8 protein-coding genes are annotated in these 12,170 nt (G+C 76.7%); 2 read left to right on the forward strand and 6 right to left on the reverse strand.

Annotated elements, in window-relative coordinates:
* Positions 1 to 20 precede the first annotated feature (20 nt).
* The 5 genes from ACWGB8_RS14445 to ACWGB8_RS14465 all read right to left on the reverse strand — a co-directional run bounded on the left by ACWGB8_RS14445 (position 21) and on the right by ACWGB8_RS14465 (position 8,637).
* The gene (locus tag ACWGB8_RS14445) at positions 21 to 1,658 is read right to left on the reverse strand and encodes a hypothetical protein (RefSeq protein WP_452213544.1); all 1,638 of its coding nucleotides are present in this window, start codon (positions 1,656 to 1,658) and stop codon (positions 21 to 23) included.
* Positions 1,659 to 2,002: 344 nt separating this feature from the next.
* Positions 2,003 to 3,853, reverse strand: a complete 1,851-nt coding sequence (locus ACWGB8_RS14450) for a GMC oxidoreductase (protein ID WP_452213546.1) — start codon at positions 3,851 to 3,853, stop codon at positions 2,003 to 2,005.
* Between the two features lie 70 nt (positions 3,854 to 3,923).
* Entirely contained in the window at positions 3,924 to 5,564 is a 1,641-nt protein-coding gene (locus tag ACWGB8_RS14455) for a succinic semialdehyde dehydrogenase (protein ID WP_452213548.1), read from the reverse strand.
* Between the two features lie 99 nt (positions 5,565 to 5,663).
* Positions 5,664 to 7,376, reverse strand: a complete 1,713-nt coding sequence (locus tag ACWGB8_RS14460) for a protein kinase domain-containing protein (RefSeq protein ID WP_452213550.1) — start codon at positions 7,374 to 7,376, stop codon at positions 5,664 to 5,666.
* A gap of 157 nt (positions 7,377 to 7,533) precedes the next feature.
* Complete coding sequence (locus tag ACWGB8_RS14465; RefSeq protein WP_452213552.1) at positions 7,534 to 8,637, reverse strand: hypothetical protein; 1,104 nt, start codon at positions 8,635 to 8,637, stop codon at positions 7,534 to 7,536.
* 56 nt (positions 8,638 to 8,693) lie between these two features.
* On the opposite strand from ACWGB8_RS14465, the gene ACWGB8_RS14470 reads away from it, so the two are divergent.
* Positions 8,694 to 9,242 (forward strand): SHOCT domain-containing protein, encoded by a 549-nt coding sequence (locus tag ACWGB8_RS14470; protein ID WP_452213554.1) that lies wholly within the window; start codon positions 8,694 to 8,696, stop codon positions 9,240 to 9,242.
* A 58-nt stretch (positions 9,243 to 9,300) separates the two neighbouring features.
* On the opposite strand, the gene ACWGB8_RS14475 is transcribed toward ACWGB8_RS14470, so the two are convergent.
* Positions 9,301 to 11,244 (reverse strand): protein kinase domain-containing protein, encoded by a 1,944-nt coding sequence (locus ACWGB8_RS14475; protein ID WP_452213556.1) that lies wholly within the window; start codon positions 11,242 to 11,244, stop codon positions 9,301 to 9,303.
* 250 nt (positions 11,245 to 11,494) lie between these two features.
* On the opposite strand from ACWGB8_RS14475, the gene ACWGB8_RS14480 reads away from it, so the two are divergent.
* Positions 11,495 to 12,064 (forward strand): hypothetical protein, encoded by a 570-nt coding sequence (locus ACWGB8_RS14480; RefSeq protein ID WP_452213558.1) that lies wholly within the window; start codon positions 11,495 to 11,497, stop codon positions 12,062 to 12,064.
* The last annotated feature ends 106 nt before the right edge of the window (positions 12,065 to 12,170 follow it).

The raw sequence follows: 12,170 nt of genomic DNA on the forward strand, positions 1-12,170 counted from the left end.
GTGCCCGGCGGGCGCCGGTGTCAGGGCTGCTTGCGCCAGACGCTCGGGTCGACCGGGCCCTCACCGCCCGGCTCCCCCGACCCGCCCCCGGCGGGCCGGTCGGCGCTCCCGGGCGCCGCGGCCGACGGCTCCTCGTGCGAACCCAGCACCTCGCCCGCCACCGGGGCGGGCGGCACGGCGGCCGGCTCCGGCGGGGCGCCCGGCGCCGGGGGTGCGGGAGGGGCGTACGGCGCGACCGGAGCGCCGGGGGCGTACCCCGCGACCTCGGCCGGACCGGCCGGGTACCCCTCGGTGCCGGAGCCGCCCGGCCCGCCCTGCGCCGGGACGGCGCCCTGCGGCAGCGCCGCCCACTCCGGTGCCGGGGCCGGACCGCGCAGCGACACCAGCACCGCGGGCACCGCCAGCGCGCCGACCGCCGCCCAGATCAGGTTCGCCAGCAGCTGGGTGCCGAACACCAGCCCCACCTCGCCCGCCTCGGTCCGCAGGCCCAGCCCCCGGTACTCCGGGATCTCGGCCGTCACCGCCGCGCCGGCCAGCGCCATCAGCAGGGTCAGCCCGAGCGCGTACACCGCCGCGAGCCGCAGCCGGTCGGCCGCGTCCAGCCGGCGCCGGTAGGCCGTCCACCCGAGGAACAGCGCCGCGGCCACGGCCAGCAGGCCCGCCCAGCGCCAGTCGCCCGAGGCGCCCTGGAGGTCGAAGAACGACGCCTCCATCCAGTCGTCCTGCTCCTTCAGCCGACTGCCGCCGCTCTGCGCGCGGACGGTCGCGCCCGCGCCGAAGCCGAGCAGCAGCAGGCCGAGGTTGGGCAGGAAGGCGAGCGAGGTGCCGGTGGCGTAGCCCTCGTCCTGCACCGCGACCACCACGAACGCCGCCGTCGCCGCGACGCCGACCGACACCGCGATCGCCCGGCCGGCCACCAGCGCGGCCACCGCCCAGCCGCGGACGGCCCGGCTGCGCCAGGCGGCCCAGCGCAGTGCGTCGGTGCCGTACACCAGGAAGGCGAGCAGTCCGGCGAGCAGCAGGGTCCAGCCGACCGCCTGCGCCCAGCCGGCCCCGACCTCGATCCCGTAGTCGCGGGAGCCGTAGCCGTAGTCGTCGGCGTAGTCCCAGCCGCTCGGGGTCCGCCCGCGGCGGCGCGGCTCCGGGCGCCAGGTGGTGCCGCCGACCAGGCCGAGCACCAGCGTCACGGCCGCTGCGACCAGCGCGACCCGGGCCGCCTCGGCGAAGGCCTGGACCCGGGTCAGCTGGGCCCCGGTGCGCTGCTGGAGCCGGCGCACCCCGCTGCGCAGCCCCAGCCAGAGCGCCACCAGCCAGCACGCGGTGACGGTCAGCGGCAGCACCCTTGCGACGTAGCCGAGCTCCTCCTGGCCGCGGGAGCCGGAGAGCATGCCGATGGACGCCTCGAACGGCGCACCCAGCGCGGTCAGGGCCGCCGCCAGGCCGGCCCCCAGCCGGTCGCCGTACGACGGGCCCTCCTGGCCGCCGCCCGGGAAGTCGTAGCCGTCCGGGATCGCGGCGAGCATCGCGGCGATCAGCAGCACCGCGGTCGGGGCGATCAGCGCGGTCAGCGCCGGCCGCCAGTCGCCGGAGAGCCAGCGGACCACCGCCGGCTGCGCGGCCGCCGGGTGGTACGGCGTTCCGCTCCCCCAACTGCCCACCGTCGGAGCGGCGGTGGGCGGCGGCGCGGACGGCGGGGCGTACGGCGGCGGGGTCGCGCCGGGGGCCGCCGCGGGCGGGGGCGGGACCGCGCCCGGGGCCGCCGCAGGTGGGGGCGGGGTCTGCGGCCGGCCGCAGGAGGCGCAGTAGGCCGCCCCCTCCGCCGAAGCCGCCCCGCACGTCGTACACATGGCCATCTGCTGCGTTCCCCCCGTCGGAGCGAGCCCTGGTCCCCCCAGGGAGCCCCTTTCTCCCACCGGCCGCCACGGCTGTCAACCGAGGTGGACGCCGTGCGCGCCGGGGGAGTTGGGTCGGGCCGCGCCCGACGGCTCCCGGGGGTGGGCGGTCAGCCGGTCGTCCGCCGCTTCGGCACCTCGGGGACGGCCAGCAACGGCAGCCGCAGCGCGCCGAAGGCGTCGGCGGGCACCGCGGGCGCCTTGGGCGCGACCGGGGCGACCCGGCGGTAGGCCTCGCCGGGGGCCGGACGGCCGTCCTCCTCGCCCTTGTTGGGCCACATCGACATCGCCCGCTCGGCCTGCGCGGTGATCGTCAGGGACGGGTTGACCCCCAGGTTGGCGGAGATCGCCGAACCGTCGACGACGCTGATCCCCGGGTGCCCGTAGAGCCGGTGGTACGGGTCGACCACGCCGTGCTCCGGGGAGTCGCCGATCGGGCAGCCGCCGAGGAAGTGGGCCGTCATCGGGATGTCGAAGATCTCGCCGACGGTGCTGCCGGCGAAGCCGTTGATCTCCGCGGCCAGCGCCCGGGCACCCTCCTCGGCGGCCGGGATCCAGGTCGGGTTGGGCGCGCCGTGGCCCTGGCGGGAGGTCAGCTTGCCCTTGCCGGGGCCCTTCTTCTTCAGCGAGACGGTGATGGAGTTGTCCAGCGACTGCATCACCAGCCCGATGATGGTCTTCTCCGACCAGCGGTGCTGGTTCATCGACCGGGCGAAGGTCACCGGGTGGAGCGCCGCGGTGCCCAGGAAGCGCAGCCAGCGCGGGCCCCGGCCGCCGCCCTTCACCTGCATGATCGACAGCGCCCCCATGGCGTTGGAGCCCTTGCCGTACCGGACCGGCTCGATGTGGGTGTTGGCGTCGGGGTGGATCGAGGAGGTGATCGCCACCCCCTTGGTGAAGTCGACCCGGGAGCCGTAGCGCCGGTCGGTGGTCTGCGCCCCCACCAGCGCCTCCGAGTTGGTGCGGGTCAGCTCGCCGAGCCGGCCGGAGATCCGGGGCAGGTGGCCGCCGTCGCGCATCCGGTGCAGCAGGCTCTGGGTGCCGTAGGTGCCGGCCGCGACGACCACCCGGGCGGCGGTGATCGTCCGCGCCCCGGCCTTCACCCGGTCGGTGGTGGAGCGCGCGTTCGTGCGCCGGACGTCCACCGCGTAGCCGCCGCCCCACTCGCGGATCCGGGCGACGGTGGTCAGCGGGTGGATCTCGGCTCCGCCGCGCTCGGCCAGGTGCAGGTAGTTCTCGGTGAGCATGTTCTTGGCGCCGTGTCGGCAGCCGGTCATGCACTCCCCGCACTCGGTGCAGGCCCGCCGGCTCGGCCCCGCACCGCCGAAGTACGGGTCCGCCTGCTCGGCGCCGGGCTCGGCCCGGGCCGTCCCCCCGGCGTCCTCGCCGTCGCCGAAGAACACCCCGACCGGGGCCATGTGGAAGGCGTCGCCGACGCCCATCTGCTCGGCGGCGGCCTTGAGGTGGACGTCGGAGGGGGTGACGGTCGGGTTCAGCCGGACCCCGAGCATCCGCTGCGCCTGGTCGTAGAAGGGCGCCAACTCCTCCTGCCAGTCGGTGATGTGCTGCCACTGGCGGTCCTCGAAGAACGCCTTCGGCGGCACGTACAGGGTGTTGGCGTAGTTGAGCGAGCCGCCGCCCACCCCGGCGCCGGCCAGGATCAGCACATTGGCCAGCAGGTGGATCCGCTGGATGCCGTACAGGCCGAGCTGCGGCGCCCACAGGTAGTTCGCCAGGTCCCAGGAGTTCCGGGGCAGTTCGTCCCGCCCGAAGCGCCGGCCGGCCTCCAGGACGGCCACCCGGTAGCCCTTCTCGGTCAGCCGCAGGGCGGAGACCGCACCGCCGAAGCCCGAGCCGACCACGACCACGTCGTAGTCGAAGCCGTCCGACCCGTCGGCCGCCGCGGCGTCGGACGCGGCGGAACGACCGCCGCCGGGAAGGCCGTTGGGGGAACCCGCCATGTGCCACTACTCCTCGGGAACGCGCTTCGGTGGATGGATGGACCCGGGACCACCGCCCCGGGCCGGGCGGTCACTTGAGCCGCAGGGCCTTCAGCGCCCGCAGCCCGCCGGTCATCAGCGCCGCGAACTGCTGGTCGTCCAGCCCGAACGAGGGCGCGATCGGCAGCACCCGCTGGCCGGCCACGGTCTGCGCCTCGGTGAAGCGCAGGATGCCCTCGGCGCCGTGCCGGCGGCCCAGGCCCGAGTCGCCCATGCCGCCCATCGGCGCGGCCACCGAGCCGTAGGCCGCCGCGTACGCCTCGTTGAGGTTCACCGTGCCGGTGCGCAGCCGGGCCGCGACCTCCCGTCCGCGCCGGCCGTCCCTGGTCCAGACGCTGGAGTTCAGGCCGTACGGCGTGGAGTTGGCGGCGCTGACCGCCTCGTCCTCGGTGTCGAAGCGGTAGACCGAGACGACCGGGCCGAAGGTCTCCTCGGTGCAGACCGCCATCTCCGGCGTGACGCCGTCCAGCACGGTCGGCTCGTAGAAGAACGGGCCGAGGTCCGGCCGGGGCCGGCCGCCGGTCAGCACGGTGGCCCCGGCCTTGACGGCCTCGTCGACGTGCCGGGTGACGGTGTCGAGCTGGCGGGTGGAGACCAGCGAGCCCATGTCGGCGCCGTACGCGAGGCCGCCGCCGAGCCGCAGCGCCCCGGCCCGCGCGACGAACTTCGCCAGGAACTCGTCGGCCACCGAGCGGTGCACCAGCAGCCGCTCGATCGAGATGCAGAGCTGCCCGGCCGAGGAGAAGCAGGCCCGGACGGCGCCGGCCGCGGCCTTGTCCAGGTCGGCGTCGGCGAGCACCAGCATGGCGTTCTTGCCGCCGAGTTCCAGCGAGGCGCCGACCAGCCGGGCCGCGGCGCGCTGGGCGATCTCCCGGCCGGTGCGGGTGGAGCCGGTGAACGACACGTAGTCGGCCCGCTCGACCACCTCGGGGCCGACCACCGGGCCGTCGCCGATGACGATCTGCCACAGGTCGGCCGGCAGTCCGGCCTCGATCAGCAGCTCGCGGGCCCAGAGCGCGGTCAGCGCGGTCTGCGTGTCGGGCTTGTTGACCACCGCGTTGCCGGCCGCGAAGGCGGGCAGCGCGTCGCCGACCGACAGCTCCAGCGGGTAGTTCCACGGCGAGATGTGCCCGATCACGCCCTTGGGCCGGCGGGACTCCACCGTCCGGGTCAGCACCGGCAGTGCACCGCCGCGCCGCCGGTCGCGCAGGTACGACTGCGCGGCGCGGCCGTAGTGCCGGGCGGCCATGGCGACCGCCAGCACCTCCTCGAAGGCGTGCAGCCGGGCCTTGCCGGTCTCCGCCTGGATCAGGTCGAGCACCTCCTCCTGCCGCTTGAGCAGCAGGTCGTGGAAGCGCAGCAGGACGGCGGCCCGGCGGCGCACCGGCAGCGCGGCCCAGGCGGGCTGGGCGCGGCGGGCGAGCTGGAAGGCGACCTCGACGTCGGCCGGCGCGGACTGCGGAAGGGCCGCCAGCGGCTCGCCGGTGAGCGGGGCGACGGTCTGCGCCAGGTCCGGTTCGCCGGTGGCGGTGATCCCGGCGGCCAGCCGGGCGACCAGCGACGGCGGGACGGCGGAGGCGATCGTGCGGGCGCCGCCGGGTGCCGACGGGTTGCCGGCTGCGGAGGGAGCGGCGTGCGCGGAGGGCGGGGCGTCTGCCGTGAGGTCCGTCATACGGCGCAGCCTAGGCGCTCGGCCGCCGGTTCGGTACCCGTCGGTAACAAGAATTGCCGCGCACCGCAGGGCGCCCGCGGCCCCCCCGGGGCCCGGGGGTCAGTGGGCCGGCTCCTCCGCGTCGGCCGACCGCCGGGTCGGCGTGAAGTGGTTGACCACGGTGGTGAAGCGCCGCTCGCCCTCCTGCCACTCCTTGCCCTGGTCGAGGCAGGACAGGTAGATGGCGTAGCTGGTGCCGTCCTCGTCGAGGAACTCCACCTCGACGGCGCGCCGGCGCCCGCCCTCCCTGGCCAGGTAGCTGAACTCCCACATCGCCGCGTCGCGCCCGTTGAACCTGGTCGCGACGAGCTTGTGCTGCCGGTACTCCTTCAGGCTCTTGACCAGGCTCGCCTCCATCTGCCGCAGGTGCTCCAGCGGCGGCACCGACTGGCCGACGGTGACGGCGAACTGCAGGTAGTGGGACTTCTTCGAGTCCTGGCTGTAGTAGATCTGGTTCGCCTCCGTGCTGCGCTCCCAGGGCGGCACGCCGTCCGGCAGCGGGAAGCGGAAGCCGGCCGGGTCGTCCACCCAGCGGTAGCCGTTCGGCGGCGGCCCGGCGCTGCCGGAGGCGACCGGGTCCGGGGCCCCGGTGGCGGTCGGCGCGGGGTCGGCGCCCGGCCCGCCGGGGCTCCGCAGCGACGTCACCGCGTACGTCCCGCCGGCCGCCAGGAGTGCGACCACCACGACGACCACCGCGAGCCGGACCAGGCCGCGGCGCCTGCGCGGGCCGCGCGCGGGCGTACGGGGCTGCTCCACCGGCGCGGTCGGGGCCTCGGGCACCGGGGCGTCCCCGGCGGCCTGAGCGCCCGCCTGAGCGGCCGTCACCGCCTCCGGGTCGTTCCGGGGCGCGGGCGGCTCCGGGGTGCGGTCCACCACCGGCACCGACTGCGTCGGGGTGCGCATCGACGGAACGCTCTTGAGGCCCAGCGTGTACCCGGCCGTCACCTCCTCCAGCATCCGGCCCGCCTCGTCGGCGCTCGGCCGCTCGGCCGGGTCCTTGGCCATCAGCGCGGCCAGCACCGGCCCCAGCGGCCCGGCCCGGCGCGGCTCCGGCAGCGGGTCGCCGACCACCGCGGCCAGCGTGGTCAGCGGCGAGGTCCGGCGGAACGGCGACTCGCCCTCCACCGCCGCGTACAGCGTCGCCCCGAGGCCCCACAGGTCCGAGGCGGGGCCGGGGCGCTCGCCCTGGGCGCGTTCGGGCGCCAGGTAGTCCGGGGAGCCGACCAGGTCGCCGGGGCGGGTCAGCTCCGCCGAGCCCTCGTAGGTGGCGATCCCGAAGTCCAGCAGCACCACCCGCCCGGTGCCGCGCTCCAGCAGCACGTTGGCCGGCTTCACGTCCCGGTGCAGCACCCCCAGCTGGTGGCCGCGGTGCAGTGCGGCGAGCACCTGGCGGCCGACCTCGGCGGCGGCCCGCGGCTGCAGGGTGCCGTCCTGGCTGATCACATCGGCCAGCGAGCGGCCGTCGACCAGCTCCATGACGATCCAGGGACGGCCGTCCTGCTCCAGCACGTCGTGGACGGTGATGACGCCGGGGTGCTTGATCCGGGCCGCCGCACTGGCCTCGCGCTTCATCCGCGCGTGCAGGATCTGCGCCTCCTCCTCGGGGAGGTGGCTGACGGTCAGCTCCTTGACGGCGACCTCGCGGTCCAGCATCCGGTCCCGCGCCCGCCAGACGGTTCCCATGCCGCCGCGGCCCAGCCGCTCGCCGAGTTCGTACCGTCCGGCGAGCAGCCGCTCCGCCTCGGCCGCCTCCGGCCGGTCCTGCACGCCCATCAGCGACCGCTCCCCCTCATCCACCTGCCGTCACCGCTGCGGAGGGCCGGTGCAGACCACTGTTCGAACAATCCCACGGCACACATTAAGCGTCCGGCCCCGGCCCGGGTAATCTCCCCCGGCCCCCGCGTGCCGTGCGCGCTCCCCGCCGGGCCCGTCAGCCCGCGAACAGCACCACCCCCGCCACCCCGAGGACCAGCAGCACGAACACCCCGGCCACCAGCAGCGGTCCGAGCAGCGCCGGGGGGATCCGGGGCGGGCGCACCGCCCGCGGAGCCGCGTCCGCGCTCCCCCGTTCGGCCGACCGCCCACCGCGCCGACCGCGCGGCGCCGGCACCACCGGTGCCTCCGGACGCACCGCCGGCAGCCGTCCGGCCGGATCGGCCGCGCCCGGCTCCGGCGCCCCGGCCAGCAGCGCCGCCAGCTCGGCGCGGACGGCCCCCGCCGTCGGCCGCAGCACCGGATCGGGCTGCAACAACCGCTCGGCCAGCGGGGCCAGCGGCCCGCAGACCGTCGAGGGCTCGCGCCGCCCGTCGCGCACCGCCGTGACCAGCACCGGCACGTCCTGCTCCGGGTACGGCGACCGGCCGGTCACCAGCCGCTGCAGCAGCACCCCGAGCGCCCAGCAGTCCCCGGCCGGTCCGCCGTCCAGCGGCCAGCGCTCCGCCACCGGGCCCACCAGCGACGCCCGGACGTCGTACCGGCGCCGCCCGCCGGGCCCGCCCAGCTCCTGCGCGAGGGCCTCCTCGGCGGTCCCCGGCAGCAGCCCGCCGAGCAGCGCGGCGCCGTCCTCGCAGACCAGGACGGACCGGGCGGTGACGTTCCCGTGCACCAGTCCGGCCCCGTGCAGCTCCCGCAGCGCGCCCGCCAGGTCGGCCGCCAACTCGGCGGCCCGGTAGGCGGGTATCGGCCCTTCGGCGAGCAGGTCGGCCAGCGGCACCCCGGCGGGCTGCTCCTCGACCGTCCACAGCACCTCGCCGTCGACGAAGGCGCCGACGCCCTGCAGCAGCCGCGGGTGCACCGGTGCGCCCGCGCCGACCGCGGCCACCCGCTGCACCAGGCGCTCCCCCAGCGCCGGCACCGGGTCCCGGGGGTCGGGGCCGTCCGCGAACAGGTCGTCGGAGACCAGCGCGGGCAGCTCCAGGCCGTGCAGCAGCACGGTGGCGCCGGTCCGTTCGTCCACGGCGTGCGCGCGCAGCGCCTCCGGACGGCCCGTCAGTCGGTAACGCCCCGCCAGCACCGGACCCGGGCCCGCTCGCATGCCTGTTCCTCTCGTCACGCCAAGCGTACGTGCCGTCCGCGGTTAGGCTCGATGGCATGGACTGGACCGAACTCATCGACACCGGCTTCGACCTGGTCGGCAATCACAACAGCGGTTCCCGCGCCGAGGCCGTGCGCACGGTCGAGGCGGGAATCCACCCGGACGAGCGCCCGATCGCCTCCACCGCGGGCCGCCACCCCGACCACTTCCGCAAGGGCGTGCTGGTGCTGACCACCCACCGGCTGCTCTTCCTCAAGGACGGCAAGCCCCCGGTGCCGGTTCCGCTGGCCGCCGTCACCGACGCGACGGTCAGCCGCAGCCGGATCAACGGCGAGGTGCTGCTGGTCGTGGCGCTGAGCGGCTCGCACCGCTTCGAGGACGTGGTGAAGGCCGAGCCCTTCGCCGAGCAGGTCCGGGCCGCCGCCGCGGACGCCCGCACCGCGCGCTCCGCGGCCCCCGCCGCTCCGGCCGCCGCCCCCACCGCCTCCACCGCCTCCACCGGGAACGACCTGCTGGACCAACTGGAGCGTTTGGCCGCCCTGCACGGTGCGGGCGCGCTCACCGACGAGGAGTTCTCCCGGGCCAAGCAGCGCCTGATCGGCTGAGCCCGGAGCCGTCGAGCCCCGGCGCCGTGGAGTCCCGGAGCCGTGGCCCCGGCCGGGGCTACGGCGCGGGGTGGAAGGTGTCGAACGCGGTCTGCCGGGCCTGCGCGTTGGCCGCGCTGCCCCAGTCCGCGTCCGGCATCGTCCAGTAGATCGCGTAGCCGTACTTGCCGGTGACGAAGCCCCGGTTGAGCGAGTGCTGGCGCGCGCCGCTGCCGAAGGTCCACTCCCAGTCCGCGGCGTTGGTCCACTCCCGGTACGCCACCGACTGCAGCGCCACCCGCTGGTAGTTGGTGACCGAGCCGCGCAGCCCGGGTTCGGACTCCTGCCAGTCGGCGAGGGCGCTCTCCCCCGGCTTGGTGGTCCACTCGACGACCAGGGTCACGCCGTTGCCCTTGAAGGTGCGGCGGATGTCGGTCGAGGAGGACGGCTGCAGCCAGTCCGGCAGGGCGATGGAGAAGCCCGACGAGTCCTTGTGCTCCCGGTACCCGGCCGGGAGGGCCGGACCCTGCGGCGGCGCCGCGGGCACCGTCGGCATGGTGGCGATGTCGGTCGGGGCGGCGCTCTGCCCGCCGGTCGGGGAGCCCGCGCCGGTGCCCTGGGTCGCCCCGCCGGTGCCGCCGCTGCCGCCGGCCGTGCCGCCGACGGACGCCGAGGCGCTCGCGGTCGGGCTGCCCGACGCCTCCGCGGACGGGCTCGGGGAGGCGCCGGTGGCGCTCGCGGAGACCGCGCCGGTCGCCCCGGTCGTCCCGCCGCCGCCCGGCGTGCCCGCGGAGCCGCGGAACGCCTGCACCACCGCGACCACCCCGGCGATCAGCAGCAGCACCAGGACCGCCGCGACCACCGCGAGCCGTCGGCGGCCCTTGCGCGGGTCGGCCCCGGCCGCCTGGGTGGCGCCGCGGTTCCACTCGCCGGTGACCGGGCGCAGCGGCCCGGTGTCGTCCGCCGGGGCGTCGGCCTGCTTCGGCTCGGCGCTCGGCTTCGGCTCGCCGGCCGGCTTCGGTTCGACGGCCGGCTTCGGTTCGGCGGTCTGCTCGCCGCCGGCCCGGCTGCCCACCCGGACGGTGCCCAGCAGCCCGGCCACCGGGCGGCGCGCCGCGTCCTCGGGCTCCGCCCGCTCGGCGGGCGTCGGGGCCGGCACCGCCTGCTCGGTGGTCGACTCGGCGCGCGTGGTGGACTCGGCGACGATCCGGCGCAGCATCGAGCGGGTCTGCGAGGCGTCCAGGCGCTTCGCCGGGTCCTTGTCCAGCAGGCCCTCGATCACCGGCGCCAGCGGGCCGGCGTTCGCCGGGGTGGTCAGCTCCTCGGTCATCACGGCCGTCAGGGTGGCCAGCGCCGAACCGCGGTCGTACGGCGGCCGGCCCTCGACCATCGCGTAGAGCGTGCCGCCGAGCGACCACAGGTCGGCGGGCGGGCCGGGCTTCTGGCCCCGCGCCCGCTCGGGCGATATGTACGAGGGCGCGCCGACGAGCATGCCGGTGGAGGTCACCGAGGCGTCGCCCTCGACGCTGGCGATGCCGAAGTCGGTGAGGACGACCCGGCCGTCCTCGCTGATCAGCACGTTGGAGGGCTTCACGTCGCGGTGCAGGATGCCGAGCGCGTGGGCGGCGCCGAGCACGCCGAGCACGTCCAGCGCGATCTCCGCGGCCCGAGCGGGCTCCAGCGGCCCGTCCTCCTTGACCACGTCGGCCAGCGAGCGGGACTCCACCAGCTCCATGACGATCCAGGGCCGGTCGTCCTCCTCGACCACGTCGAAGACGGTGACCGCCGAGCTGTGCCGGATCCGGGCGGTCGCCTTGGCCTCGCGCAGCGTGCGGGTGATCAGGCGGTGCCGCTCGTCCTCCTCGACGCTGGCGTTCATCCGCAGTTCCTTGACCGCGACGGTCCGGCCCAGCATCTCGTCCTCGGCCCGCCAGACGGTGCCCATTCCGCCGCGCCCGATTACCGCTTCCAGCCGGTAGCGTCCGGCCAGGAGGCGGCCGGTGGAGCCCTGCGCCTCGGTCATTCGGAACGTTCCCCCATGTGCTGACTGCGGTCGGGATGACGGCGTGTCGACCCGCCCCCGGGCCCGACCGCCAAGCCCCCATCATCCCCTGCCCCGGGGCCCCACGACCACCCGGCCCCCGCTGCCCGGCCCGACCGCCCGGTCGGGCAACGGCACTCCGTGCCCGACCTGTGATCGAAAACTCTGCCGCCCCGCCCGACACACTGCTAGCGTGCGGCAGCTGATTGTCTTTCCAGGGGGACCGAACCGCATGACCGCACCCGGGACGGGCGCTGACGACCGGTCCGGTCGGCGGCGCTCCAGGGGGTACTACCCGGCGCCGCACTACTCGGTGGCTCCGCCGCAGCCCGAGGCCCCCGAGGGCTATGCCGCCCCCGGGATGCCGGGCGCGCCGGGGGCCGGCCACGCGCCCGCCGCCCCGGCCCGGCACCGGGCCGCCCCCGCCCGCCGACGGACCGGGCTCGCCGTGGCGGCGGCGGTGGCCGCGATGCTGCTCGGCGCGTTCGCCCTGGCCGCCGCACCGGCCCGGACGGCCGGCACGGTGGGCTGGCTGGTGATCGCCCCGGCCGCGGCCGTCGCCTGGCCGCTCGGCCGGTTCGGCGGGCGCAGCGCCGTCCTGCCGCTGCTCGGCGCGGTGCTGGCCGCCGGTTCGCTCTTCCTCGCCCAGCTGCTCGGCCCGGAGCTGCACCCGCAGGACTTCCCGCACGGCGGCGGGCTGGACGGCTGGTGGCTGCAGCGGCGGCGGCTGGACCTCGCGTTCTACGGCATCGCCGCGGTCGGCGGCTTCCTGCTCACCCGGCGGACCCGGCCCGGCCAGTGAGCGGGCGGTGGACCGGCCGGTCGGACGGGCCGGTGAGCCGCCCCCGGCGGCCCCGCCCGCCGGTTCCCGCGCAGACGCCGGGGCCCCCGCCGTACCGGGTACGGCG

The organism is Kitasatospora sp. NPDC054939, from assembly GCF_053610105.1.

What these genes read in the sequence shown, in the direction of transcription:
- ACWGB8_RS14475 (WP_452213556.1), bottom strand. Translation starts at nt 11,244, where the DNA reads ATGACCGAGGCGCAGGGCTCCACCGGCCGCCTCCTGGCCGGACGCTAC.
- ACWGB8_RS14480 (WP_452213558.1), top strand. Translation starts at nt 11,495, where the DNA reads ATGACCGCACCCGGGACGGGCGCTGACGACCGGTCCGGTCGGCGGCGC.
- ACWGB8_RS14455 (WP_452213548.1), bottom strand. Translation starts at nt 5,564, where the DNA reads ATGACGGACCTCACGGCAGACGCCCCGCCCTCCGCGCACGCCGCTCCC.
- ACWGB8_RS14465 (WP_452213552.1), bottom strand. Translation starts at nt 8,637, where the DNA reads ATGCGAGCGGGCCCGGGTCCGGTGCTGGCGGGGCGTTACCGACTGACG.
- ACWGB8_RS14470 (WP_452213554.1), top strand. Translation starts at nt 8,694, where the DNA reads ATGGACTGGACCGAACTCATCGACACCGGCTTCGACCTGGTCGGCAAT.
- ACWGB8_RS14450 (WP_452213546.1), bottom strand. Translation starts at nt 3,853, where the DNA reads ATGGCGGGTTCCCCCAACGGCCTTCCCGGCGGCGGTCGTTCCGCCGCG.
- ACWGB8_RS14460 (WP_452213550.1), bottom strand. Translation starts at nt 7,376, where the DNA reads ATGGGCGTGCAGGACCGGCCGGAGGCGGCCGAGGCGGAGCGGCTGCTC.